The 25,600-nt window shown below is 43.1% G+C and carries 30 protein-coding genes and 1 pseudogene; 15 read left to right on the top strand and 16 right to left on the bottom strand.

The window, feature by feature from the left end; genetic code table 11:
* The first annotated feature begins 239 nt into the window (after positions 1 to 239).
* Both QUA27_RS06865 and ndhD1 read left to right on the top strand, forming a co-directional pair.
* A complete protein-coding gene (locus QUA27_RS06865; protein WP_333067243.1) occupies positions 240 to 2,285 on the top strand; it encodes an NAD(P)H-quinone oxidoreductase subunit 5 in 2,046 nt (681 codons plus the stop codon).
* Positions 2,286 to 2,835: 550 nt separating this feature from the next.
* A complete protein-coding gene (gene ndhD1, locus QUA27_RS06860; protein ID WP_445251477.1) occupies positions 2,836 to 4,422 on the top strand; it encodes a photosynthetic/respiratory NAD(P)H-quinone oxidoreductase subunit D1 in 1,587 nt (528 codons plus the stop codon).
* Positions 4,423 to 4,498: 76 nt separating this feature from the next.
* On the opposite strand, the gene QUA27_RS06855 is transcribed toward ndhD1, so the two are convergent.
* Complete coding sequence (locus QUA27_RS06855) at positions 4,499 to 6,274, bottom strand: reverse transcriptase domain-containing protein (protein WP_333067134.1); 1,776 nt, start codon at positions 6,272 to 6,274, stop codon at positions 4,499 to 4,501.
* 92 nt (positions 6,275 to 6,366) lie between these two features.
* On the opposite strand from QUA27_RS06855, the gene QUA27_RS06850 reads away from it, so the two are divergent.
* From QUA27_RS06850 to QUA27_RS06810, 9 genes are all read left to right on the top strand, one after another.
* Positions 6,367 to 6,639, top strand: coding sequence for a hypothetical protein (locus QUA27_RS06850; protein ID WP_333067133.1), 273 nt, complete (start codon positions 6,367 to 6,369; stop codon positions 6,637 to 6,639).
* Positions 6,623 to 6,883, top strand: coding sequence for a hypothetical protein (locus QUA27_RS06845; protein WP_333067132.1), 261 nt, complete (start codon positions 6,623 to 6,625; stop codon positions 6,881 to 6,883). Before QUA27_RS06850 ends, QUA27_RS06845 begins: the two co-directional genes overlap by 17 nt.
* Before the next feature lie 151 nt (positions 6,884 to 7,034).
* Positions 7,035 to 7,751 (top strand): class I SAM-dependent methyltransferase, encoded by a 717-nt coding sequence (locus QUA27_RS06840; protein WP_333067131.1) that lies wholly within the window; start codon positions 7,035 to 7,037, stop codon positions 7,749 to 7,751.
* A gap of 51 nt (positions 7,752 to 7,802) precedes the next feature.
* Positions 7,803 to 8,036 (top strand): hypothetical protein, encoded by a 234-nt coding sequence (locus QUA27_RS06835; RefSeq protein ID WP_333067130.1) that lies wholly within the window; start codon positions 7,803 to 7,805, stop codon positions 8,034 to 8,036.
* Positions 8,037 to 8,508: 472 nt separating this feature from the next.
* Positions 8,509 to 9,510, top strand: coding sequence for an ABC transporter substrate-binding protein (locus QUA27_RS06830; protein ID WP_333067129.1), 1,002 nt, complete (start codon positions 8,509 to 8,511; stop codon positions 9,508 to 9,510).
* Positions 9,498 to 11,255: a sensor histidine kinase gene (locus QUA27_RS06825; protein WP_333067128.1), complete on the top strand. Its 1,758-nt coding sequence runs from the start codon at positions 9,498 to 9,500 to the stop codon at positions 11,253 to 11,255. The genes QUA27_RS06830 and QUA27_RS06825 overlap by 13 nt, the downstream gene beginning before the upstream one ends.
* A 257-nt stretch (positions 11,256 to 11,512) precedes the next feature.
* Positions 11,513 to 11,785 carry a hypothetical protein gene (locus QUA27_RS06820; RefSeq protein ID WP_333067127.1) on the top strand — a complete coding sequence of 91 codons (273 nt, stop codon included), beginning with the start codon at positions 11,513 to 11,515 and terminating at the stop codon, positions 11,783 to 11,785.
* A gap of 3 nt (positions 11,786 to 11,788) precedes the next feature.
* Positions 11,789 to 12,535 (top strand): Panacea domain-containing protein, encoded by a 747-nt coding sequence (locus QUA27_RS06815; RefSeq protein WP_333067126.1) that lies wholly within the window; start codon positions 11,789 to 11,791, stop codon positions 12,533 to 12,535.
* Complete coding sequence (locus QUA27_RS06810) at positions 12,519 to 12,947, top strand: hypothetical protein (RefSeq protein ID WP_333067125.1); 429 nt, start codon at positions 12,519 to 12,521, stop codon at positions 12,945 to 12,947. Before QUA27_RS06815 ends, QUA27_RS06810 begins: the two co-directional genes overlap by 17 nt.
* Before the next feature lie 40 nt (positions 12,948 to 12,987).
* On the opposite strand, the gene QUA27_RS06805 is transcribed toward QUA27_RS06810, so the two are convergent.
* The 4 genes from QUA27_RS06805 to QUA27_RS06790 all read right to left on the bottom strand — a co-directional run bounded on the left by QUA27_RS06805 (position 12,988) and on the right by QUA27_RS06790 (position 15,396).
* On the bottom strand, positions 12,988 to 13,464 hold the full coding sequence (locus QUA27_RS06805; protein WP_333067124.1) for a DUF2656 domain-containing protein: 477 nt from the start codon (positions 13,462 to 13,464) through the stop codon (positions 12,988 to 12,990).
* Positions 13,465 to 13,472: 8 nt separating this feature from the next.
* Positions 13,473 to 14,354, bottom strand: a complete 882-nt coding sequence (locus QUA27_RS06800) for a HEAT repeat domain-containing protein (RefSeq protein WP_333067123.1) — start codon at positions 14,352 to 14,354, stop codon at positions 13,473 to 13,475.
* A 9-nt stretch (positions 14,355 to 14,363) separates the two neighbouring features.
* Positions 14,364 to 14,630 (bottom strand): DUF8630 family protein, encoded by a 267-nt coding sequence (locus QUA27_RS06795; protein WP_333067122.1) that lies wholly within the window; start codon positions 14,628 to 14,630, stop codon positions 14,364 to 14,366.
* 157 nt (positions 14,631 to 14,787) lie between these two features.
* Positions 14,788 to 15,396 carry a phycobiliprotein lyase gene (locus QUA27_RS06790; protein ID WP_333067121.1) on the bottom strand — a complete coding sequence of 203 codons (609 nt, stop codon included), beginning with the start codon at positions 15,394 to 15,396 and terminating at the stop codon, positions 14,788 to 14,790.
* Positions 15,397 to 15,614: 218 nt separating this feature from the next.
* On the opposite strand from QUA27_RS06790, the gene QUA27_RS06785 reads away from it, so the two are divergent.
* A complete protein-coding gene (locus tag QUA27_RS06785; protein WP_333067120.1) occupies positions 15,615 to 16,445 on the top strand; it encodes a pentapeptide repeat-containing protein in 831 nt (276 codons plus the stop codon).
* 2 nt (positions 16,446 to 16,447) lie between these two features.
* Here QUA27_RS06785 and QUA27_RS06780 read toward each other — a convergent pair whose 3' ends face one another.
* Together QUA27_RS06780 and QUA27_RS06775 are read right to left on the bottom strand one after the other, a co-directional pair.
* Positions 16,448 to 17,200 (bottom strand): phycoerythrobilin:ferredoxin oxidoreductase, encoded by a 753-nt coding sequence (locus QUA27_RS06780; RefSeq protein WP_333067119.1) that lies wholly within the window; start codon positions 17,198 to 17,200, stop codon positions 16,448 to 16,450.
* A 7-nt stretch (positions 17,201 to 17,207) separates the two neighbouring features.
* A complete protein-coding gene (locus QUA27_RS06775; RefSeq protein WP_333067118.1) occupies positions 17,208 to 17,942 on the bottom strand; it encodes a 15,16-dihydrobiliverdin:ferredoxin oxidoreductase in 735 nt (244 codons plus the stop codon).
* Between the two features lie 248 nt (positions 17,943 to 18,190).
* On the opposite strand from QUA27_RS06775, the gene QUA27_RS06770 reads away from it, so the two are divergent.
* Positions 18,191 to 18,769, top strand: a complete 579-nt coding sequence (locus tag QUA27_RS06770) for a bilin-binding protein (protein WP_333067117.1) — start codon at positions 18,191 to 18,193, stop codon at positions 18,767 to 18,769.
* Between the two features lie 38 nt (positions 18,770 to 18,807).
* Here the strand turns inward: QUA27_RS06770 and QUA27_RS06765 are convergent, their stop codons facing one another.
* From QUA27_RS06765 to QUA27_RS06725, 9 genes and pseudogenes are all read right to left on the bottom strand, one after another.
* The gene (locus QUA27_RS06765) at positions 18,808 to 19,464 is read right to left on the bottom strand and encodes a HEAT repeat domain-containing protein (protein WP_333067116.1); all 657 of its coding nucleotides are present in this window, start codon (positions 19,462 to 19,464) and stop codon (positions 18,808 to 18,810) included.
* Positions 19,465 to 19,568: 104 nt separating this feature from the next.
* Positions 19,569 to 19,874 (bottom strand): CpeR family transcriptional regulator, encoded by a 306-nt coding sequence (locus QUA27_RS06760; protein WP_333067115.1) that lies wholly within the window; start codon positions 19,872 to 19,874, stop codon positions 19,569 to 19,571.
* A 145-nt stretch (positions 19,875 to 20,019) separates the two neighbouring features.
* A complete protein-coding gene (locus QUA27_RS06755; protein WP_333067242.1) occupies positions 20,020 to 20,088 on the bottom strand; it encodes a rod-capping linker protein CpcD domain-containing protein in 69 nt (22 codons plus the stop codon).
* A 16-nt stretch (positions 20,089 to 20,104) separates the two neighbouring features.
* Entirely contained in the window at positions 20,105 to 20,371 is a 267-nt protein-coding gene (locus QUA27_RS06750) for a hypothetical protein (protein WP_333067250.1), read from the bottom strand.
* 45 nt (positions 20,372 to 20,416) lie between these two features.
* A pseudogene (locus tag QUA27_RS06745) lies at positions 20,417 to 20,607 on the bottom strand (phycobilisome rod-core linker polypeptide); the annotation flags it as partial.
* Positions 20,608 to 21,036: 429 nt separating this feature from the next.
* Positions 21,037 to 21,804, bottom strand: coding sequence for a phycobilisome rod-core linker polypeptide (locus QUA27_RS06740; RefSeq protein ID WP_333067114.1), 768 nt, complete (start codon positions 21,802 to 21,804; stop codon positions 21,037 to 21,039).
* A gap of 111 nt (positions 21,805 to 21,915) precedes the next feature.
* Entirely contained in the window at positions 21,916 to 22,800 is an 885-nt protein-coding gene (locus QUA27_RS06735) for a phycobilisome rod-core linker polypeptide (RefSeq protein WP_333067113.1), read from the bottom strand.
* Positions 22,801 to 23,027: 227 nt separating this feature from the next.
* Positions 23,028 to 23,630 (bottom strand): chromophore lyase CpcT/CpeT, encoded by a 603-nt coding sequence (locus tag QUA27_RS06730; RefSeq protein ID WP_333067112.1) that lies wholly within the window; start codon positions 23,628 to 23,630, stop codon positions 23,028 to 23,030.
* A gap of 50 nt (positions 23,631 to 23,680) precedes the next feature.
* Positions 23,681 to 24,217, bottom strand: coding sequence for a phycobiliprotein lyase (locus tag QUA27_RS06725; protein WP_333067111.1), 537 nt, complete (start codon positions 24,215 to 24,217; stop codon positions 23,681 to 23,683).
* 234 nt (positions 24,218 to 24,451) lie between these two features.
* Here QUA27_RS06725 and cpeB point away from each other — a divergent pair, with 234 nt between their 5' ends.
* Both cpeB and cpeA read left to right on the top strand, forming a co-directional pair.
* Positions 24,452 to 25,006: a phycoerythrin subunit beta gene (gene cpeB, locus QUA27_RS06720; protein ID WP_333067110.1), complete on the top strand. Its 555-nt coding sequence runs from the start codon at positions 24,452 to 24,454 to the stop codon at positions 25,004 to 25,006.
* A gap of 79 nt (positions 25,007 to 25,085) precedes the next feature.
* Positions 25,086 to 25,580, top strand: a complete 495-nt coding sequence (gene cpeA, locus QUA27_RS06715; protein ID WP_333067109.1) for a C-phycoerythrin subunit alpha — start codon at positions 25,086 to 25,088, stop codon at positions 25,578 to 25,580.
* Positions 25,581 to 25,600: the final 20 nt, after the last annotated feature.

Genomic DNA, 25,600 nt, shown 5'->3' with positions numbered 1-25,600 from the left:
GGACTGTGAGATTTATCACATAGTTTCCCTTGCCACGGGAATAATAATTTTCGCAGTAGGGTGCGATAGTCTCGCTCGCCAGGAAAAAAGTAGTGCGATCGTCTCGCTGGCGATTGCACTCAGGTATAGCCATACTTAAAGAATTGGATCAAGTATTTTGGCCCAGTGGCGCAGGCGTGTGTCACAATTGTTTACAGTTTTGTCAATATCTAGTAGAAACTTTAAACTACCTATCAGTCATGGAACTGCTTTATCAATATGCTTGGCTGATTCCTGTCCTGCCGCTGGCAGGCGCAGTGCTAGTAGGTCTAGGCTTAATCACCTTTAACCAGGCAACCAACAAGCTCCGACAAGCGAATGCGATATTAATCGTCTCCGCGCTCGGAGGGTCAATGGTACTCTCCTTCGCATTGCTGTGGAGTCAACTACAGGGCCACGCACCCTACACCCGCAGTATTCAGTGGGCTTCTGCTGGCGACTTCTCGCTGAATATGGGCTATATTATCGACCCCCTAACGTCGGTCATGCTGGCGATCGTAACCACGGTCGCCTTTTTGGTGATGATTTACACCGACGGCTACATGGCTCACGATGACGGTTACGTGCGCTTTTACGCCTACCTGAGCATCTTTAGCGCCTCGATGTTAGGTCTCGTAGTCAGCCCGAACATCGTTCAGATTTACATTTTTTGGGAACTCGTAGGTATGTGTTCGTACCTGCTAGTCGGATTTTGGTACGATCGCAAACCCGCTGCTGACGCTTGCCAAAAAGCTTTTGTCACCAACCGCGTCGGCGACTTCGGCCTGCTGCTGGGCATCCTCGGCATTTACTGGGCCACCGGCAGCTTTGAATTTAGCGTGATGGGCGAACGCCTGCACTCCTTAGTCGAATCCGGCGCCCTTAGCGCGACTCTGGCGACAATCTTCGGCGTCCTCATATTTTTGGGGCCAGCAGCCAAATCCGCTCAATTCCCCCTCCACGTCTGGCTGCCAGACGCAATGGAAGGCCCGACACCGATTTCGGCCTTAATCCACGCCGCGACAATGGTAGCCGCCGGCGTATTCCTGATCGCTCGGATGTACCCAGTGTTTGAAGGGTTGCCGGCAGTCATGAATTTGATCGCCTGTACCGGCTGTTTTACGGCATTTATGGGCGCTTCGATCGCGATTACCCAAAATGACATCAAAAAAGGCTTAGCCTACTCCACCATCTCCCAACTCGGCTACATGGTGATGGCAATGGGCGTCGGCGCTTACAGTGCCGGACTTTTCCACTTGATGACACACGCTTACTTCAAAGCAATGCTGTTCCTGTGTTCAGGTTCAGTGATTCACGGTATGGAAGCAGTTGTAGGCCACAACCCCGCTCTCGCTCAAGATATGCGAGTCATGGGCGGCTTGCGGAAATATATGCCGATTACCTCTGCTTGCTTTTTAATCGGAAATTTGGCAATCTGCGGAATTCCGCCGTTTGCTGGTTTTTGGTCAAAAGACGAAATCCTCGCCAGCGCCTTCGCAGCAAATCCCGCTTTGTGGGCTGTTAGCTGGTTGACGGCCGGGATGACCGCGTTTTATATGTTCCGGATGTATTTCAGCACCTTTGAGGGCGAATTCCGGGGCAATGACAGCGCTATCAAGCGGCAACTCCTGCAACCCGGTGTTGTTTTTGGCCCGGGAGCGATGAACGTTAAGGAATTGGCATCAACTGGCGACAGTCACGATGAGCACGACCATTTACCTCACGAATCTCCTCTGACAATGGCTCTGCCGTTAGTCTTGCTGGCAGTACCTTCTGTGTTTATAGGTTTTCTCGGTACGCCGTTTGCCAATTATTTCGAGCAGTTTGTTCGCGCTCCGGGCGAATCTCTCGAAGAAGTTTTGGAACACGCTGCTGAGTTCAATTTGACGGAATTTTTGATTATGGGCGGAAGCTCTGTAGGTATTGCTTTGCTGGGCATTACTTTGGCTTCTCTGATGTATTTGAGCCGTAAAATAGACCCAAGTGCGATCGCCCAAAAAATCAAACCGCTTTACGAGTTCTCCCTCAACAAGTGGTATCTCGACGATATCAACGATTTTCTTTTTGTCAAAGGCAGCCGCCGTTTAGCGCGGCAAGTCATGGAAGTTGATTTGCGAGTCGTCGATGGTGTCGTCAACTTAACCGGGCTTATCACCCTGGTTAGCGGCGAAGGTTTGAAATACTTTGAGAGCGGTCGCGCTCAATTTTATGCCCTGATTGTGTTTGTCGCAGTTCTGGGTTTTGCGATCGTTTCTGGAGTCGGTTAAATCTGTAGGGACACGGCCTTGTCCAAATGGTGTCAACAACCATGTCAAACCTAGTACGGGTCTGCTCTCTGACGATTAGGGTTCGACCCCCCCTTCTTAAGGGGGGGACAGGAATATTCTCAAAGTCCCCCTTCTTAAGGGGGATGTAGGAGCATATAGACTCAGGTAAAAGCAATATTTATCAAGGATTTTAGGCTTAAGTTTACACGCTTTGGGCATGACCGTATCCCCACTAGTAGATATTTTAAAAAATGGTATTAGGTTAATAAATCACAATTGACAATTAGCAAATATAGCAATCCTTGCAGGAGTCATAAATTTTTTACCCCACCCCAACCCTCCCCTTGGCAAGGGGAGGGAGTAAGAAATTCACAAATGATGCGAGGATTGCTATAGAAATAAATCTTTCATTAAACTTAACTGTTGCGATCGCATAATTTGTCCAAATAATAGCAAAAAAAAATGTTCCGTCTAAAGAAAGTATAAAATTTAGGCTAAAATTGCCAAAATGTGTTTAAACCTAATAACTGATGGATCATTTTAAAACGCAATGGATACAGCTAACTTTCCCTGGTTAACAACAACAATTCTGTTTCCCATTGCTGCGTCCTTGCTGATTCCTTTAATTCCCGATAAGGATGGCAAGACGGTGCGGTGGTATGCCCTAATCGTGGGTTTAATCGATTTTGCCCTACTTGTTTACGCTTTTTACACTCAGTACGACTTCAGCAATCCAGATTTGCAACTGATAGAAAGCTATACTTGGGTGCAGCAACTCGATTTGAATTGGTCGGTGGGTGCTGACGGTTTATCGATGCCGCTGATTCTGCTGACTGGTTTTATTACTACGCTGGCTACTTTAGCTGCTTGGCCGGTCACATTTAAACCGAAGCTTTTTTACTTTTTGATGCTGACAATGTACGGCGGCCAAATCGCAGTTTTTGCCGTGCAGGATATGTTGCTGTTTTTCCTGGTTTGGGAACTAGAATTAGTCCCGATTTACCTGATTTTGTCCATCTGGGGCGGCAAAAAGCGCCTCTACGCAGCAACTAAGTTTATCCTGTACACCGCAGGCGGTTCGCTGTTTATTTTGCTTGGCGGGCTGACGATGGCGTTTTACGGCGATACGGTGACTTTCGATATGCGGGCGATCGCAGCTAAAGATTACGCCCCGAATGTAGAATTGATCCTGTATACAGGTTTCTTAATAGCTTACGGCGTCAAACTGCCAATTTTTCCGCTGCACACTTGGCTGCCTGACGCTCACGGCGAAGCAACCGCACCCGCCCATATGTTGCTAGCAGGAATTCTGCTAAAAATGGGCGGCTACGCTTTGCTGCGGATGAATGCGGGAATGCTCCCAGATGCTCACGCTACCTTCGCACCGATTTTAGTAATTTTGGGTGTGGTAAATATTGTTTACGCGGCATTAACTTCTTTTGCTCAGCGAAATTTGAAGCGGAAAATTGCTTATTCTTCGATTTCGCACATGGGGTTTGTGCTGATTGGGATAGCTTCGTTTACCGATTTGGGAATTAGCGGTGCAATGCTGCAAATGGTTTCCCACGGTTTAATTGGGGCGAGTTTGTTCTTTATGGTAGGATGCACTTACGATCGTACTCACACGCTCATGCTCGATGAAATGGGCGGTGTCGGCAAGAAAATGCGTAAGGTTTTTGCCATGTGGACTGCTTGTTCTATGGCTTCCTTGGCTTTGCCGGGAATGAGCGGTTTTGTAGCAGAATTGATGGTGTTTGTGGGTTTTGCAACCAGCGATGCTTACAATCCTGTGTTTAAGGTTTGTGTGGTATTTCTAGCTGCTGTCGGGGTGATTTTGACTCCGATTTATCTTCTGTCGATGCTGCGCGAAATCTTCTACGGACCTGAAAATAAGGAATTGGCGGAACACGAAGAATTGGTGGATGCGGAACCGCGAGAAGTGTTTATTATTGCGGCTCTATTAGTGCCAATTATTGGCATTGGTTTGTATCCCAAGATGCTGACTCAGGTTTACGATGCGACTACTGTACAGTTGACTGCAAGATTGCGGGATTCTGTGCCGTCGCTTGTGGCTAAGGCTGCTGCGGATAAAACTGTGTCTTTGCGCGCACCGGCGATCGAGCGGAGCAAGTTGTAATTTGAACCAGATTTAGGAAGAAAACCCCCACACTCCTTTAAACATCGGTTGTAGGGGTTTTCTATAGATAAAAATATCACGATTCAGAGAAATGCTTTAATATCTTTTCAATAACCCTAAATATCTCTTGAAACTCTCCAAAATCAAAGTCATTAAAACCGTCAACACCTTCAAAAATGTAAGTGGCAAACTTATCCTTTGAAAGCGCCACATTATTATCATTTGTATCAAAAACATTATTATTTATTATTTTTAGCTGGTTAGCTTTGATTTTATTCCTATCAGGATAGATCAGACCTTCTTGATGTCTTCCACTTTTTTCGCTGAATTCAGTACTTAAAAATAATCTTCGATCATCCTTATCTTCTCTCTTAATTTCGTTGTCTTTATAATAAAGTTCTATGCATATTCCGTCTCTATCTGAACGATGTCGAGGAACTGGTATTGCAAATGAATATACTCCGTTTCCCCAGTCTTTGAATCCTTTAGCATCATCATGAGCTTTTTTTATCAGCTCAGGTTCATCTCGGTCAAAAATTGCAATTATAGGCTGAATATGTTTGTGTTTACAGAACTGCTCACACATTTTAAGTAGCTCACTACTGCCCTGTTTCTGTTCATCTAAGTCTTCCTTATACTCTAGTTTGAATTCATAGGTAATACCATTATCACTCAACCATTTGAAAGCTGATTTTAGATGCTTTATATCCGTTTTCCCTTCACTCCAAATAATAGGTGTTCGTAAGATATTCTTTCCCTCTACAACTAGCTTTTGAGTATTGTAAATATCCAGCTTTGCATCGCTTACTAGGTCAGGAGCAAGCTTTTTTAGCCATTTTAAAAATTTTAAGTAAATTGGATCGTCAAACCCTCTAACTGAACCAATAAATTCAATTCTCCCTCTAATAATATTTCTAAAACAATCGAGAATAGTATCAAAGCGATGCTTTTCATCAAATCGTTCCCAAAACTCAGCTTCTGCATTCTCAACACCATATTTTTCCCAGGCATGAAGCACAGCACGAACTTGTCGAATATATTTACGTTTTACATTTAGCTTTTCGTTTACTGTAATTCCAGTAACTTCTTGACGCTTATATCTACTTTGTAATCTAACTTTTGACTCATTGACTAAAAATCCATTATCTTCAATAATATTTTTTAATTCATTACCTAAACTCAGTTGTTCAGATTCTCTAGAGAACCAAGCTAAATGAGGTGGAAATCTTGGTCTTGAGGTAGAAAACGTAATATCATCAGCATATCTAGTATAAATACATTGATATTTCTGTGCTAATCGCTGTAATTGAGAATCTAGTTTCGCGCAAATCATGTTCGAGACGATGGGTGAGGTTGGTGCACCCTGTGGTAGCTGGTTTTCATGGCAACAGATCTGAGATAGGATTGTTGCAACTTCCTCAGTACAACTGTATGGACGAGACATCAGAAGTCCACGAACCCTGCCAAAATTAATAGACGGAAAAAAATCTTTCAGGTCAAGATTCAAAACATATTTTTGTCTAAGATGCTGTTTCGCGTTTGTTACAATACTTTTTCCAATAGTAAAACCATGTGTTGATGGCTTTGGTTGATATACGCTTCTGAAAACTTGGTTCAATTTTTGTTGAATTATCTTAAGAGATGTCTTGGGCGTAGAGATTACTCTGCAACCTCCAGATTTTTTGGGAATTTCAAATGTAGTGTAGGCTTTGCTAATAGGATAAATATACAAATGATACCTAAGTTGGTAATCACTTACTTCAAGAAATGTTGCAATATCTTCACGAGTTTTTAATTGATAAAAATTTTCTTTCAGTTCTTTTTCTGAAAGGTTTAGGGAAGTAGTACCCATAATTCATCAAGACTAAATTAAAGAGCTAGATACTCGAAACGTATTCCAACCTAATAGCACACGCCGCGATCGGCGTCAAAAGGTACACAACAGTGAGTACATATGGTACTCCTTGTAAATTTGCCGCCGCAGGATCAACAGCGGTAATCAATCTTATGCAAGTATCTAGCCATCGTAAGTATAACACAAATATCAAGCTGGTCATCAAAAATTATGGTGGATGTGACAAATCTGCTATGATTAAAGCTGTTGCGTTTGGCTTAAAAATCAAGCTGTTTGAGTTTAACTTCCTGAGAACGTTCACTGCGGTTGTTGAAAAAGACCCTGCCACTGCTTTATATGTAGGCTATGTTCCCGGTTTCTAAGAAAGCGCATTCTCAAGAAGAAACTTCAGACGAGTTACAAGCGAACCTGCGTGAAGTGATGGAGATGCTGTTGGAAGATGAGACTCCAGCCTTAAATCGCTCTTCAATTCGGTACGATCGCTCTCTTAATTGCTCTCCTTATTGTTATGCCAAGAGTGCGATATTTGTCAAAGGCAATCGCACCCTCGCAAGTTGTAATTTAAACCGGATGCGAGGGAGGACACCCCAAAACCTCGATTATTAAACGGGTTTTGAGGTTTTCTATTTTTTTATCGAGCTTTTAGGATTTTTATTACTTTTGTTTGACCCCAACCCAGTAAGTTTTGAACCAAGGCGCTAAAATCCAATTCAGATAGCTATTAAAATACAGATTGCAAGCTTATTGGCGTTCCAGAATGCAAAATCAAGAGTCACCTATTGTTTTCGATCGAGAACGCGCTTCTTCCTACGACAAAAGATTCGCTAAATTGGCTCCGATGCGCGACGCACTTCATTTACTGATTGGCCTGGTACTTTCCGAACTTCCTGCAGATGCACGAATTCTCTGTGTCGGCGCAGGAACCGGCTTGGAATTGATTTATCTGGCCGAAACATTTCCACAGTGGCAGTTTACTGCGGTAGAGCCTGCGGCACCGATGCTTGACCTCTGTCGCCAACGCGCCCAAGAGTGCGGTATCGCGTCACGTTGCACTTTTCACGAAGGCTATCTCGATTCACTGCCCGCATCGCACTCTTTCGATGCGGCGACTTGCCTTCTGGTTTCTCACTTCTTTATGCAACAAGATGAGCGGCGCAACTTTTTTAGTCAAATTGCTTCACGACTTTGCCCTAACGGATATTTGGTCAGTGCGGATCTGGCTTCCGATATGTCTACTTCAGCGTACCAAAGCCTTTTCGAGGTTTGGCTCCGAATGCTGAGGTATTCCGAAGTGCCTGCTGAGGAGATAGAAAAGTTTCGTGCTTCTTATGGTCGAGATACTGCTGTGCTACCGCCACTTGAAGTCGAATCAATAATTGCATCCAGCGGCTTTGATACACCTGTATTGTTCTTCCAAACCCTTCTGATTCATGCCTGGTATGCTAGGCGAACACCACCCTCGCTAGAAGTGTAGTTATCAACAGCCGCTGAACAATCTCGTGAAGTGGACTGACCAAAAGCAAGTGTGACGTTGCAAAGTTTTCTGGAAGCCCCAGAACCGAGTCGCGCCGAAGAGCGATCGCAATACTCAATACCCAATACTTCAAAATTACCAGTGAGTGGATCGCCATTCAATTCGGTGCGCGATCGCTCTCTTAATTTCTATCCTTATTGTTATGCCAAGAGTGCGATATTTGTCAAAGGCGATCGCACCGAGCAAGTTTTTATGCGAGCGGGCTCTTATAGGCAAAAAACATAACAATAAAACCCCCAAATCCAGTTTAAAAAAGGGGTTTGAGAAAATTCGTTGAGGCTGGGAAGGATTCTCATCCGCCTAATATCGTTACCGCGATCTTGGACAGAATTTTCCCATATGGATGAACCGTGGATTGCAGTGGTCCAGGAACTGCCAGAGCCACGAACGCCTCAACTCCAGGAAATGATTCGCATAGCAAGCTCGACGTTGTGTAGAAGTTATAACCACATTTGCCAGCCGATGAATTCCTGGATTATTATGTGCGGGAATCAGCGACAATTTCTTGATTTGGGTTGGATTTGGTAATGACTTATAAGCGAGGAGAATAGTTATATTTTACATTTGTGTTAGGCGTTTTTTTATGGAATGACATCCAGAAAAGTTATTGTTATCATCGACGAACAAGAGCATTGAGGCTGCATAGATGACTGGCAAAGCTCAGACCGGGACTAGACAATTATGGCGTAGGTGTTGGTTGACCTTAACGAAATGGCGATCGCTAAGTGTCCTCTGCATTTTGACACTGGCGGTTAGCCTGATTGTGAATGCTTGTAGCCTTTCACCACAGCAACTAGCTCCCCTGCGCGTCGGTATCACCAGTTGGGCGGGATTTGATATCGCACTTTATGCTCAGGAAGCCGGCTTATTCAAACAGCGCGGATTGGACGTGCAACTCATTCGGTTTGAGAATCAACAAGATTCGACTCGCGCCATGCTGCGGGGTACTCTTGACGCGACTTTTGTCTCTTTATGGGATGTGGTTCAGTCTGATTCGCGGAGTGACAAGCCTGCGGTGGTGATGGTAACAAATGTTTCTCACGGGGCTGACGGCATTGTTGCTCAACCTGGAATCAAGTCAGTGGGAAACCTTCGCGGTAAAAGAGTCGGAGCGAAACTGGGAACAGTGAATCATCTGATTTTATTGGAAGCGCTGAAGTTGCACCAGATTAAACCCGAAGAGGTCAAGATTGAGGATGTTTCCAACGAAACAGCGGTTGATTTGATGCAGAAGAAAGGTTTAGATGCAGCCGTGATCTGGCAACCTCTTCTAGGGGAAACGGCTCAAAATATTAAGGGTAATATCATTTACACCACTCAGGAAGTGGATAGTTTGGTCATTGATGTGCTGGTTTCTCGGTCAACTATTACTCGCGCGAATAAAGCTGAATTGAAGAAATTTATTATGGCTTGGTTTGATATTATGAGTGCGGTGGAAACAAAGCCTAATGTCGTGTTTCAAAAAGTTGCTCAAAACCTGGGACAGAAGGGTGAGGCTTTTGCTAAAGATTACGCTGGTCTGACAAAGGGTGATATTGCTATGCAGCAAAAGATGTTTCTGTCTGGTAGGTTGCCAGAGGCGATGGCTCAAATGGCTGAACTATTAAAATCTGACCCCCGTGCCGGAAAGATACCGCGTCAGGATGTGGAGATTAACACTGAGATCGTAACTACCGCAATCAATGAATGGAAATTATGACGAAATTCCTGCATTCCCATAGCTTATCGCAGCGCTTGCTGGTTAGCGTTGGGTTGTCGATTACCACAGTTGGACTGGCAACTCTGGGACTTAACTATCGGCTGATGCAGTCTGACTTAGAAACGCAAGTTCATAACCGGGCTCAATCAATTACACAATCTCTGGAGTTTTCTACAGAAGGCTTACTAGAGTTGGAGAATAAAACCATTCTGCGACGGGTTGTGCAAAATTTTGCCACGATGCCCGGTGTGCTGGAAATTGCGATTGTTAATCCATCTGGAATGGCCATCGCCCGCAGTCCTCAGAATATGACTAATCAGCCATATACTTCGATCTATCCACAACTCGCGCCAGCGATCGATCGGGCGGCAACCGCAGGCATTGAAGTCGGGCAAGATATCGTCGTGGACAACAAGCCTGCGATCGCACAAATTCTACCTTTTAGCAGTACATTGTTTGGCACATCTCAACGACGGGGAGTGGCGATCGCGCTACTCGATCTCAACCAAATGCAGCAAGCTGCCGACAGAACCTTCATTACCTCAACTTTGTCATTGCTAGTTGGCATCATCACAATTTTGTTAATCATGGGGATACTCCTTCAGAAGAATGTATTGCAACCCTTGCGGGACTTGAATCAAGCAGTTTCTCAAAGTAAAAAAACTGGCATATTTCCTATTCCAAAGACGATTCCCGCTAACGAAATTCAATTTTTAGCAAGCACATTTGAGGAAGTATTTCGACAATTGGAAATCCACGAGCAACTCACAGCAGAAGTAGCTCAACGGAAACAAATAGAAGTCACATTACGCAATAGTGAAGCCAGAGAACGAGACAAATCTCAGCAGCTTGAGCAGGCAATTGAGAATTTAAAACGAACGCAAACCCAACTGATTCAGACAGAAAAAATTTCATCCTTGGGGCAATTAGTTGCCGGATTAGCCCATGAAATTAACAATCCGGTCGGCTTCATTCATGGCAATCTAATTCATGTACAATATTATGCTGACAGTCTATTAAATTTGGTAAACCTATATCAAAAGCATTATCCAAACCCTATTGGCGAAATTGAGAAAGAATCAGAAAATATTGACCTAGATTTTTTGCAAGATGATTTACCTAAAATTCTGAGTTCAATGAGAATTGGAACCGATCGCATTCGCCAGATTGTGCTGTCACTCCGCAATTTTTCCCGGATGGATGAGTCAGAATTTAAAAAAGTTGATATCCATGAAGGAATTGATAGCACGCTGTTAATTTTGCAACATCGTCTCAAGGCGCGGCCAAAACATCCAGAAATTAAAGTCATTCGAGACTATGGAGATTTACCGTTAGTTGAGTGTTATGCCGGACAACTTAACCAAGTATTTATGAATATTTTGGCAAACGCTATTGATGCACTGGAAGAAATAAATACTCAACGGGTAGCTTGCTCGATAGAGAAGCACCCATGTTGTATTACAATTTGTACCTCGGTGGTAGATTCGCAATGGGTTAAAATTGCGATCGCCGATAATGGCAATGGAATTCCAGAATCAATTCAAACACAGATATTCAATCCATTTTTTACAACAAAGCCTGTTGGTAAGGGAACCGGAATGGGAATGGCGATTAGTTATCAGATTATTACTGAAAAACATGGTGGGACGCTTAGGTGTTTTTCCACGCCTGAAAAAGGGACGGAATTTGAGATTTGTATTCCTGTTAAGCAGAAGGAGTTGACGATGGGGAAAGTTTCGGTATAATTATTGTTTTTAATACTTGCTTGTAAAAATATTATTATCTGTTGGCGATCGCACTTAGTAAGCATAAGAGATTGGCGGCGTTGTTGAGTATTCATAATGGAGAGGCGCTCGCCCAGAATGAAAATTGACAATCGATCAAAATTGTGCTATAGTTGTTGAAACTAGAGCTAAAAACAACCGTTTACTCTCTACTCTCTTAACTTCCTCTTAACTTCTTAATTATTTAAAAGCTAACTTGTATGTAAACAAAAATTGTGATGGCAAGAAAAACTCACCCAAAGCCAGAAGTTGAGGATGCTTTAAGGTACGCTGAAAAAAATGGATGGCACGTTGATATTGGTGGTTCTCATGCTTGGGGAAAAATAAAATGCCCTTATAACGATAAAGAGTGTAGAAATGGAATTTTTTGTATATCTAGTATTTGGAGTACGCCAAAAAACTCAGGAAATCATGGGAAACAGATTCGTCGAATAGTCGATAACTGCACAAAGCACAACAATGTGAATGATCCTTGCCTAGAGGAGAAATAAAAGATGAACGAGCATGATTTTACTTTGACGTTTAATCTCGAAGATCCCCAAGCAGACCCTGGTGATTTTATTGAGAAGCTATATGAAGGTGGCTGTGATGATGCCTTAATTGGAGTTGGAAATAAAGGATACATCGCACTAAATTTTATCCGTGAGGCATCATCACGTAACGAAGCTATTTGTAGTGCGATTAAGGATGTCCAAAAAGTTATTCCATCCGCTACTTTAATTGAAGAACCACCAGATTTTGTTTGTTTTAGCGATGCAGATCAAATTATGGAATGCACTCAGCAGAACATTTTCTTATCTTGTTTTAACGTAGCAGATTACTTCATTTGGTTTGCAAATGAAAGAGGTTCTTTCCTGAGTAATCTCAAGCTGCAAAAGCTTGTTTACTATGCTCAGGCTTGGCATCTTGCACTCCATGATACACCCCTTTTTAAAGAGGATTTTGAAGCATGGGTGCATGGACCAGTGATACCAGAATTGTATCAGGAGTACAAGAAGTTTGGATGGCAGCCAATTTTGAAAGATGCTAATCCAAAATTACATAAAAACGTTGAGAATTTTCTGGATGAGGTTGCGAAAGAATACTTTGCCTGTGATGCTTACGAATTAGAGCAAATGACTCATGCTGAAGACCCCTGGAATTTGGCAAGGGGGGATAGGCTACCTGATGAACCTTGCAACGAAGTGATTAAGCAGGAGTGGATGAAGGAGTATTACAAATCTCGTGTCGAAGAAAATTAAGAAGACTGATGTTGTCAAAAAGGGTGCATCAGGTATTAAACCACCAAAGCTGAAGCCACCTCAAGGTATCAGCTTTTCGTTTAAATACTATCAAGACAATCACAATAAATTTTCTTGTATAAAAGAAGAAGGGATTTACTGGCTGACTCTACTTGATCGGTTAAAAGCCCTATCTAGCTTAACAGCTCAAGAGTTTTTAGTGGATCGTAGCAGCACTCTCAGATGTCATCCCATTAAGTGGGAAGAGACCAGTGAAAAAAGTGGGTTTGGTGTGCCCAATGAACAACAATTAGTTGATACGCCTTATCAGTTCTCCCTCTCTGCAAATGAACATGGTAGGGTTCATGGTTTCTTGATTAATGAGACTTTTTATATTGTTTGGCTAGATCCAGATCATCTACTTTACCCTTAAATGCAAAATAGAAAAACTCACAGAAAGGTTAACTCACCCGTTACCCCTTTCTCCTTTCAACCTTAAAAACATCCTCAATACTTTTCCCCGCCGTTTTATCCTCCCACCCCATCGCCATCAAAAAACTCTCAGCAGACTGAGTTTCCACCACATCCACCCCCCATTCTCCCGGTTGCAACGTATCAGCATCGCTACTCAAAGGAGGAGTCTTCTTCAATCCCGCTAAAATCAAAATATCAGGAAAAGAATCATCAGTTTTCCCCTGACTCATCCGCTTATCCACCAAAGCTTGAGCACAGAATTCTCCTACTTGAGGCGGAGAAAAAGCATCAGTAGAAAATAAAACTTCTACCATCCAATGAGCATGATTTAATTGACGACACTTAATCTCAGGATATTGACTTAAACCCTCAGCAAATACCCGACTAAATTCTTCCCTACTTAAGATGGGAAAAACACCCTCCGGCATATCAAAATTATGAGAAAGCAACATCCGCCCTGTACCCGATTTAGTCATACTTTTAGTTACTTAATTTGAGAAATTGCCAACTTAATCACACCTTGAATCGCCGCTTCTGACTCCTTTCCCAAAGCAGCTTGTAGCGGTTCAATCGCAGCCCGATCGCCCACTTTCATCAAAGACAAAGCCGCCGCCCTACGAGTTTCCCCATCACCACGATCCAGCAACTCAATCAGATTAGGAATTGCAGGTTTATAAGCCAGGTTTCCTAAAGCAGCCGCCGCCTCACAACGCACATCAACATCAACATCCGTCAGAGACTTAACCAAAATCTCGAATAATTCATCCTTCGGTTCTTCCTGTGCAACCTTGGCGATCGCACCCACCACCGCACCGCGCACCACAGGCGAATCAGACGCGATCGCCTGATACAAATACTCCTTCGCCCCCGCCCCAATAAAAGCCAACGCCCAAGCCGCATGACCGATCGTACTCTCTGGCAGATCAGTTGACCCTAAAATATCCAACAAAGCCTGCACAGACGGCTCCCCAATCCTCGCCAATGCCCCAATTGATGAACCCTTAACCACCGTATCCTCATCGTTCAACAAAGCATGAATTAAATGAGGAACCGCACTCGGATCGGCAATCAAAGTCAGAGTTTTAGCAGCAGCACGCCGCACAACCGGATTAACATGATTTGCCAAACCATCCAACAAAAAAGGAGTCGCCCCTTCGCCAATTTCAGCCAAAGTTTCCGCGAAACGCAGTCGAGTCATTCCCCGCGTATCGCCCAAACATTCAACCAACCGCTTCAACTGATTGGAATCATTAGCATCGAAAGTATCTAAATCTATTTGTTCAGTAACTTCCCGAAGAAAAGCATCTGTTTCAGCGTGAGCCAATAGAATTGGATCGACCTCAGCTTGAGCATTAGAATTGACCATAATTATCACCTAATTATTAGTAGTCAGAGCCGCCAATTGAGCGCGAAGATTCTCCAGTCCCGCATCAATTTTAGCAAGTTCCGGCTCAATTTTAGCCATCGCCGCCTTCGGAGGTAATTTTGCCTTTTGTGCCGCCGTCATCGTTTCATTAACCAAACGTTCCCGATATTCCTCAAATTCAGCAATTACTTCGGTCAATTCTTCAACATTACTCTCTGGTGAAGTGGCAACAGTTTCCTCATTATCCGATGGATTCAATTCTTCGTTTTCAGACATAGCTTTGAGAGTTTAATAATTAGTCCGCGTAGGCGAACCTTGTGTGTATATGCGATTGCAGTCGTCTGGATATTTTTTGTTTATGTTACCGCAATTTCAATCACCGGGATATTTTGACTGTGTGTGTAACTCCGGCACTAGACTGGATATTTGTGTTTTAAGGTGACAGCACACCCACCCCAGAAAATCTCAAGCGATTGTGTTCAATCATCTCTTCTACATCAGAGTGAGAAACACAACGACGCTCAGAACAGTATGCCATTTGTTTAACCCCATTTATCATCTGCACAGTCATCACCCGTACCCGAAAATGATCGTTAATAAACCAACAGCGTTCCTGTCCTTGATTAGTCTCATATTCCGTCTCAATAGTCAATACCCCATCATCCGCAAAATGGTAAACACCGATGACCGGGATACCTTCAACATAGCCTCGATTTCGCAGAAACTTGCCTGTTCTCGGATTAGTAGGATTAGGCACATCTAAAAGAATAGCAGCATAGTTTTGGTTCGGAACTGTATCATCTAAATTGTCCTGCCACATAAAACTGCATCCCCCACTAACTAAAGCGGGATCGACATTCTGCTGTTGACAAACATCTAAAAGTCTGGGATCATCTATTGACAAAACTTCAATGATGACATTGGATTCTCCCGACTCATCAGCCGCAGCAGTATCAAAATTATGGACTGTTCGCTGAGTAAACCAAACGCCCTCACTCTTGCGAAAGAAATCCATCATAGTCATAGGTGGTGTTAGCAGCATTTCTGTGTCAACTTAACGAGAGGAATCAGAGGGATTGAGACAAATCTCATTGAAAAACGGGGATTTAGGCTTTGACCTGAGCTTAGCCGAACTGGGAATCAGAGCTGATTTTGGTTAAGAAAAATAAACAAACGTCAGCCTGGAATCCTTCAAATTCTAGGATAAATGACACGGGACAATTTTGAGCAACTCGATCAATAAATTTTCAGAAAAACATAATGTCACCTCGTCAACACTCATCTTTCCTCTCCGAACCCCTTTCTGCAACAGAAATCTTGGCAACCATTCAGCAAGGGAAAAGTCTAGCTCAAAGCAACCTTGCGGGAATAAACCTCAGCCAGATGGATTTAGTTGGTATTGATTTCAGTGGCTCAAACTTGATTGGGGCAAACCTTAGTCAAACCAATTTGCAAGGGGCAAATCTCCAAGGGGTTGATTTACGAAGGGCAAATCTCAGAGATGCTAATTTGAGTGGAGCGAATTTACAAGAAAGCTATCTTTTTCGTGCACAGTTACAGGGCTGTAATTTAGTCGATGCCCAGCTACAAGAGGCTAAATTAAAATTAGCTCAATATGATGCTCATACCCTTTGGCCAGAAGGATTTAATTACAAAAATTCAGGAGCAATTGGTCCCCAAGCCAATCTCAGTGGAGCTTTTCTAAATACAGCTTACCTCAGAGGAGCAGATTTACACGGCTGCAATCTGCGAGGTGCTTATCTCAGTGGAGCCGATTTAACTGGGGCCAATTTAGAGGGAGCAGCCTTAAGTGGGGCAAGTCTTAAGAATGCCTTTCTGACTGGTGCTTATTTACGAAATGCTATCTTGATTGGAGTCGAATTACAAGGAGCGGATTTACGAGGAGCGGACTTAACCGGGGCCAATTTAGAGCAATTAAATAGTATTGCTGGCGCTGATTTTACCCTAGCACAAGGACTAACCCAAGAGATGAAAGCCATGCTTTGTAGTCGCGATCGCAAAGAATTAGGAACTTGGAATGCTTTTACTCGTAACAATACAGCTCAGAGTCTTCGCTCTCAGGCAGGATAAATTTAGACTGATTGTTGAACTTCTGGAATGTGGCGTTCTAAATCGAACAGAAAACCGTGAATATATTCCTCAGTCCACTCCTCACCATAGAACCGCGTAAACATTCCTCTAGCGGGATCTTTGGCAGCACGATAATTAATATAACGTCGCTGTGCCTCAAGAATCTCTCCAAGTCGCTGACTATCTGTGACAGGTTGGGCTTGCTCCACCAAATCGAGATAAGCTTGAAGATAATCCTTAAAAGCTTCAAAGACCTTAGTTTGCACAGCCTCTGTTTCCTTCGGACGAGTCCAAAGAAAAGCAGGTGAAAAGAAAGGTTTTGCCTCGTCAGGAAAATCTCCTCCCCAAGGCAACTCCTTTTGATAGTTGTTAAAAATCGGCAACATTGGCTCTGAGTATTTCTTCTGATAAGCAACATCGTGAAAAAGAGGCTGCATATCCAAAGCAATTAAATGTCCCCCCGGCAAGGTTACTAAGTCCGCCCCAAAAAAGGGCAAGTCATAATTTAACTGGGGAAAAATCACAAAATTAAGTACCTGGAGAGCATCACCACCTTCAACATGAGCTGCCCGAATTTGGCGTAATTTTGAGGACTTAAAAGCATGACTTGTCGTCACCACCAACTGCTCTTTTTTTCCCTTCCCAGTTATCGCTTCCTTGCGCTCAAAACCTGCAGGAATGGGATAGGGCGCCAAGTCAAGTCGTGCTTTTAAAACTGGGAGAGCGTAATCTAAAAAAGGCTGATAAAGAGTCATTTTTAACTTATCTTACTCCCGCTGGAACTGCTAAGGGAACAGCATCTTCAAACAAAAATTCGTACAGAAATCGCTCTGACCATTCATGCCCAAAATAGCTGCCGAATAGCCCTGATGCTGGATCGCGTTCCGCACTATACTGATCGTAATCTTTCTGTGCCTTCAGAATTCGCTGCATCTCTTCTGGACTGTTAAGTGGGGAGGCTTGCTCTAGCATTTGCCAATACAACTGGACATATTCTTGATAGGCGGGAAACAAACGAGTTACAACTGTTTCTGCATCAGTTTTAGCAAATAGCAAGTTCTTAGAAAAATACTGGTTCGCATCGTAAAACTTCATTTCTAAGTCTTGCGTTAAATCTTTGTATTTCTCCTTAAGTGCGCTCATGGGCCCGATATATTTGTCTATATAGGCTCGATCGCGGAATAAAGGTTGAAAATCTAAGACGACCAAGATTTTCTTCTGTCCGAAGGCTAAAAAATCAATTCCTAGCAAAGGCAGGTCGTAATTATAATTCGGATAAATGACACTATTGAAAATTTGTGCCGTTTCTCCAGCATCAATGTAGGTGTAACGAATCTTTCGCAATTCGGGACATTGATAGCACCAACTTTGAATCGTGGCGGGATTTTTGCCTCTTTCACTCACCACCGATTCCAACCCAGAGGGAATAGGACGACTCTCTAGAGCAAAACGTCCAAACAGTTCTTTTTCTAAGAATTCCTGAAACGGCTTAAACATAGATTAAAATCTAGCTCCTTCAATCTTTCTTTCCCTCAAAACAAGATCATACGAGATTACCTTAAATCTTGTCTCTGTATTTGACAAACAAAGTAATATTTCGTTACACAAATCAGTTGTGTGCTCAGGATTCTCAGAAAAACCCCGTACCAACCATCATTAAACGGCTCGCTTTGTAATAAATCTTAACCAACTCGCTCATAATTTTAGTCTATCCTAGTAAATTAAGTTAGTGTAATTTAATAAATATGCAATTAAGTGAAAGAGCCAAGCAATTAATTCCCCAAGCAAGAATTGTCAGCTTTGCTACTTGGAAAAACTTATACTCAGATGAAGTAATTGCCATTTTTCAAGATGCTGACAATCAAAGTAGATATCTCACAGATGAGGAGTTAGAACGCATTAAAAATCTTTATCCTCATCTCTCTTTAATGCTAGAAAAAGCAAGATTATTGCGAGAGCAAGCTCCTAATATTGTGGCTGATGCGAGGAAAAAAGTATTAGCGGACTTTCCAGATATAGCTGAACCTGGCAATGACCTTTATCCTCCCGAACGTGCTGAAGCCTGTTGGCGAGATTTTTGGCAGTTCCTACGCTGTATCACCTATGGAATTGCAGGCGACAGTCCTCAATTTACTAGCCAAGAAGGGCTCAAAAACATGGAGCTACTCTATCAAGAATTGCGGGTTCCTGTTTCGGCGATGCTCTGTGGACTAGAACAGTTGAAAGAAGTTAGCTTGCAGCAATTTAATTCTGAAGACCGGGATTTATTGAGTCTCTCTTTTGACCATTTAATCAGTGAGTTAAAAACTTTTAGTCAAGCTTAATCAACTCTCACAGTATCAGATTCCTTACTATTTATTGTCTAAAGCAGATTTTCTAAAGCAGTAGCCACAACTCGATGATTTGAGTCTTGACGAAGTTGACCTAAAATTTCCTTAGCCTGCGGAGCATCAAAATGCTGTAAAGCAGATGCGACGTGCTGACGCATACGTTCATACTCAGAATTAGCCAGCATTAATAACTGAGAAAGTGCAGGCTGTTCCTGATTAGTTCCGGCTAATGTACCAAGTGCATCCACAGCCGCTTCCTGGGTGGTCATATCTTCGCCAGCTAAAGCTTCCATACAGACCTCAAAGAGTTCGTTTTCGCACTCCATATCAACCAAAACCGCCAGAATACTACGACGAACCAACCAGTGGTCATCCTGAAAAAAAGTCGAGACTAAATGAGATGCAGCACATCGACCAAACAGCGACAGAGAATTAGCAGCCTCAGCTCGCACATTCGGCGTATTATCAAATTTCATGATTTGGAGCAATGCGGCGAAAGATTCAGCGGTTTGTTGTGTCCCAAACGCCCTGCTGACAAAGGAACGTACTAAGAATTCCGGATCGTCGAGTTTGCCCTTAAGCAAGGGAACGGCAATCTCTGCTTGATAATCCTTGAGAGCCGCGACTGCCTTGAGTCGATACTGAAAATCAGGATTGTTCAGAGACGTTTCGATTTCATGAAGATCCATAACTACAACAAAGTATAATTTTTCTCTATTTTAACCAAAAAGTTCATAATTATGCAAATAACCAATGATATTTTAATAATTAATAACCTTGGCGGTTGTTATAGCTAAGCTCTTTGATCGAATCGAGTCTGAAAACAGCCGTACTTGAACCAATATTGTCGCAGTTCATGATGAGGTGTATGCAAACTGGCTTTAGCCTGATAGAGAATCACTTGTCGATGGTTTCCCATCCAAAGTCGTTTGGCTGGTTCAACAGAAATTAAGCAACCTCCTAGACTGTTAACACATTCCTCAAATCGCTCAACGGCTGGATAGTCTAAAGTTTCAAAAACTAGCAATTGACCGGAAAAAATTAGGTGACGACTTCTGATCCAAGCCTGAATTTTTTTACAAGCTAGTGGGGGTAGCATCTTTGAGCTCCTCAGCTTGAAAACTGAGTGATTTATTTTTATTTTCAAGTGTTACATAGAAGAAAAAGAGCGAATAATAAACTCGCTGTAGAGAAAGCAGGAGATACCAAACTCCAACGAATACAAAGGTGAAGTCTAAGTCGATTTAGCCCACTTCAGTAATACTGAGAATTTTGCCTCCCATTTTATGAATATTTTTAATTTGCTTAGACATTTGAGCATAGCTGACTTCATAGCTGAATCTTGCTCACTCTGACCTTAGCACCACCAGACTTAGCAGCACTAATCCGAAAACGTTTACCAGTTGTGCTAGAGGCTCCACTGGTACCAACGCTAGAAAGTTTGATTTTCTGAGGCAGATTGCTCGCAACCGTAGCAATTAATTGAGCTTGATTACTGCTATCGCTAGTAGCTGCTCCTGCCAGCAAAGAAAGCATCCGATTAAACCCGGCATTTTTGATACCAGTTTGGCTACTAATGCTCCGAGGATAAGGCACAATATTCTCGCCAAAGTTCTGGGTATACTCGTCACTATCGATATAAGAATCGATTTCGGCTTCATAGCCTTGACCGTTACAAATTTGGACGCGATCAGAAATCTCCGTATGTTCTAAAGGATCACGACAAGTAAATGCTTGCTGTTTAACTCGATGAATCGATAGGCAGCATTGGTGTTAAAAAATAGAGACTGATACAGGTCTGGTTTTGCCACTTGTCTGACCAATTCACGCACCGTAATATCACCATTGCGAAGCAACGATTCAGCACTGCAAAGATTCAGCACTGGTGAGACGCTGACTTTCCATCAGGTGAGCATTTCCTAACACCTGTCGCTAAGCAGCACGAATAACGACTTGTAAATCGTCTTCCGTTGCATTGGATCGCAGTTCTACTGGGTCACTGACGAAAGTGGCTGTTAAACTGAACATTTTTTGTTCTAACGTTAATTAAAGTTTGATTGAGAGTGTAAAAAAAGTTACTGTTGGCTGAAATAGCTTTACAGAGGCGAACACATCTGTTGTTTAGGCAGAGAAAAACTATCTGTTTCTATCGTTATCGCTTTCATAATTGCGAGGGTGATAAGATAAAAATCGCGCTTGTTTCAGAGAGGGATAGAGAAGTAATTTTTTACCACTTCTCTACCCGCTAATCACTCTATACCTCAAGCAACTTCTGTGATGCTGACAATTTTGCCACCTGCACGATGAATGCGCTGAATTTGCGGAGTCATATTCCCACCGGATACAAGATATTCAGTGTTACTTAGTCGGCGAGGACTATCAAATTTAGACCCTTTGACTAAAATCTTGAAAGTCTTTTCGGTGGCATCTTTGTAAGCACTGATCCGACCGCCTGTTGTTGGTAAAGTAATCTTGTTACCGCTATTACCAGCCACAAAATCTACTAAGCGAGAAGCGGTAAAAGCACTATCAACTCCTGCATAACCTTGATACAGGGAAAGGGTGCGATTGTAGCCGACTTGCTTTTGTCCGACTTGACTTTTTGCCCCTTGATAATAAGGGACTGTATTCTCGCCAAATTTTTCCTGATATTCTGGACTATCGAGATAAGAATCAATTTCTGCCTCGTAGCCTTCTTGCGTACACCGACAAATATGCTCAGAAAGTTCCTCTTGAGCTAGAGGAGCGCGACCCAACAAATGTTTGAAGTTTAGCTCGACAAAGCGGTAAGGAGCGCAGGATTCAAAATACCGACTGCGATAAAAGTCAGATTTAGCCACAGCGCGGACAAATTCTCGTACCGTTATCGTGCCATCGCACAACTTGGATTCTGCAATCGTCAGGCGTTCACTTTCCATGACATGGGGATTGCCCAATACTTGCTTGTAAACAGCGCGAATTATTGCCTGTTTATCATCGGAGCTGCTGGTAGGCCAAAGTTCTACTGGCGCATCTAAAACGACACTCATTGAGTTTCTCCTAAGAATAAATAACGCTTCAAAACAGAGAATTAGGGATTGCAAAAGACACGCTCAGGGAGATAATTCCCCAAGTCGTTAAGGCAGAAGTTTGAGCGGTTGTTAGTTGACAGCAGTGATGCTGGAAATTACGCCGCCTTGTTTGTGGATGCGTTGATATTCTTGCGAGAGCCTATCAAATGGTACGAGATAGGCTTGATTGCTAGAGCGAAATTTAGAAACTCGGTTCATCACAGTCGTTGCTGAAGAACGATATCCAGTCACAGTAATGCGATAAACTTTGCCTTCTGCTGAGGCGCCTAATCCAGCACGAGTACGTGAATTGATACCAGACTCTTGGAACGCCCAACCATCTCCAACTGCACCACCTGAAGGGGGAACTATGGGTAGGGGGGTTTGCTGAATCACGAATTTATTCAGAACAGGGGTTTTTCCAGAAAGACTGCCCTTGAGGTCGCTACTGGAAGCTCCGCGCAAGAGAGCAAACATATGAGTAAACCCAACCATATTTTGTCCTGGCTGGGTTTTGTAGCCTCGGAAATAGGGAACGATATTTTCCCCGTAGGCATTTTGGTATTCATCACTGTCGAGGTAAGAATCAATTTCTGCCTCGAAGCCTTCAGTATCTAGAATGGTGCTATGTGCCCTCATTTCTTCTAAGCCATCAGGAGCCCGACCTAGAAGATGTTTGAAATTGAGTTCAATAAACCGATAGCGAGGACAAGTATCAAAAAAGCGAGAGCGGTAAGCGTCTGATTTTGCCAGAGCGCGGACAAATTCGCGCACACTGAATTCACCACTTTTGAATTGGGATTCAGGAATCGTCGCTCGTTCACTTTCCATGACGTAAGCATTACCCAAAACTTGCCGATAAACGGCATTAATAATGGTTTCTACTTCTTCTTGTGAACGTCCTGGAATTAGTTCTAAACGAGGTGTTTCTTCAAATAAACTGACTCCAAGTCGAGATGCAGGTCCAAAAACCATTTAAAAAATCTCCACGATTGTATTACATGAGAAACTACCATACTTAGACGTTATATTAAAAAACTTTACATAACTTAACATAAAATCCGATCGGGGGAGCTTATTTGTACTACACAAAGAGGTTGAAATCTGGGTTCGGAGTCTTTTATTGCAATATTTATTCTGTAGTACAAAATAAAAAAATGTAATATATGGTGAATGTGACTTGAAATTATTAAGCCGATAAGTTATAAGATGTGAGGTAACTCAGTGGCAAAACTTTGACGCTTTTCAAACTGTAGAGAGCCAAAAGCCGATCCCCAAACCTGTTGATGGGTATTTACGTCGAGACCTTGATCGAGGCTACTCCAAGTTGTTTCTGTAATCTCGACATCACTGACTAGGTAGGTGGAACAACCTCTTTTTTCGATGAGACAAAGGTTTCCAGGTTCCACACGGCCTCGAAACATTTCGCCGTCTCGTTTAAAAATCATGGAACAGTGATAGCGTCGTTGCAGACTATCTGGTTTAATAGTTTTGAGAATGCTTAACTCTCGTGCGGCTCCGGCGTACTGTATGGGGTCTTGAAGGCTATAATTTTCAATATAAATCTGATCTCCCTGGTCAATTAAGCGATGAACTCCCTGACGATAGGGAGTCCACAGATCGTGATCGTAAACTTGTTCAGAGTAAAAGCCAATCGCATTGAAGAATTCAAAGGGTAAGGGACGAAAAAATATCCGAATATGGGCAAATTGTTGTGGGTTATTAAAGGATTGTTGAGAGTTACTAAAATCCCCAGCCATCCATTGAGCTAAAGTGATTAAATCATTGCTTTTAACTGAATTCATAAGCTAAGAAGAAGGTAGAAGAAAGTTGATTGATAGCAATTAGCAATTAACTAATTCCCTGAAAGCGAACGAATCTCTGAGGAAAATGACGCCGTTACTACCCCACTTCCTCCACTGGTTTTAATTAGGGAAACACGAAACCGTAAATTAGGATTAGCAAACCAGATTTTTTCTTCCGCTGCGGCGTGTTCGTAGCTAGTCAACAGCACAAAAGTTCCATCCTCTGTGATGTGATAGTCACCTGCTGCGGCAATAGTTTCAGCATAACCTTGATCTCGTAATAACTTACCCCGATTAGGTATATTTGGATCGGGGATCGGTACTAGAATACAACTCCCCTTAACCTCAGAATTTTCATCCCAATCTGACTCACCCTCCCAACTCATTTGAAAAGGCATTACTGCTTGGGATGGGTCAACATTATACAATTGACAGAGTTCCATTACTGCCCGATCGCCCGGTGAGATAGCAACGATATCAATGACAGACTGCACAGCTTCAAAGTGTCTGAAAGTCAAATGATGGGCGCTGCGCTGGGATCGCCACCGTCCTAGAGAATTTTCAACAAACTGCTTAATATGGTTCATGGAAAATATTGTACAGGGGCAAGAGCCAAAATATTCTTGTCTTCAGAACTCCACTTTTTGCGCCCCTGTTCACGAAAAAAAAGTGCTTTTAGCCACAAAAGTAACAAATTGTTACTTTGTTTCTCAGGAATGAGACAGAGGCAACACCCCAGAGATATATTCAAAACCATTAAGTTAGTCACCAAGTTGACCAACTAAGATCAGAAATAATTTTTCTAAGTTAAGGAGAACTCAATGCTTGACGCTTTTTCAAGAGCTGTAGTTGCAGCCGATGCCAGCACCTCCACCGTCGGTGATATTAGTGCCCTGAGAGCTTTCGTTGCCAACGGCAACCGACGCTTGGATGCTGTAAACGCGATCGCCAGCAATGCTAGCTGCATGGTTTCTGATGCTGTTGCCGGTATGATCTGCGAAAACCAAGGCTTGATTCAAGCTGGTGGTAACTGCTATCCTAACCGCCGCATGGCTGCTTGCTTGCGCGATGCAGAAATCATTTTGCGCTATGTAACCTACGCTTTGTTGGCTGGTGATGCTTCTGTTCTTGATGACCGTTGCTTGAATGGTTTGAAAGAAACCTACGCAGCTTTGGGCGTGCCCACCACCTCCACCGTGCGTGCCGTTCAAATCATGAAGGCTCAAGCCGCTGCTCACATCCAAGACAATCCCAGCGAAAAATTTGCTGGTGCTAAGCTCCGCAAAATGGGCAGTCCTGTAGTAGAAGATCGTTGTGCTAGCCTCGTTGCTGAAGCTTCCAGCTACTTCGATCGCATCATTTCTGCACTGAGCTAGTCCATTGCTAATCGCAATTGGCTCAGCAAAATTGAAACTACGCTCACTGTCATCAAAATCACTTTAGGAGTTTTAGGAAATGAAATCAGTTCTCACCACAGCTATTGCCTCTGCTGATGCAGCAGGCCGCTTCCCTAGCACCTCAGATTTAGAATCAGTTCAAGGTTCTATCCAACGCTCTGCTGCTCGTTTAGAAGCTGCAGAAAAACTAGGCAACAACCTCGACGCAGTTGCTAAAGAAGCTTATGATGCTTGCATCAAAAAGTATCCTTACTTGAACGAATCCGGTCAAGCTAACTCCACCGATACTTTCAAAGCAAAATGCCATCGTGACATCAAGCACTATCTGCGCTTGGTTCAATACTGCTTAGTTGTTGGTGGCACAGGTCCTCTGGACGAATGGGGTATTGCTGGTCAACGCGAAGTTTATCGCGCTTTGGGCTTGCCTACTGCTCCTTACGTTGAAGCATTAAGCTTTGCTCGCAATCGCGGTTGCGCTCCTCGCGATATGTCCGCTCAAGCTTTGACTGAGTACAATGCTCTCCTCGACTACGCGATCAACTCCCTGTCCTAATTAATTGGCAGGTTTGTAAT

Source organism: Microcoleus harperi Pol14_C6 (assembly GCF_036701295.1).
Classification (GTDB): domain Bacteria; phylum Cyanobacteriota; class Cyanobacteriia; order Cyanobacteriales; family Microcoleaceae; genus Microcoleus.
This window is presented reverse-complemented; position numbering and strand designations above follow the sequence as displayed.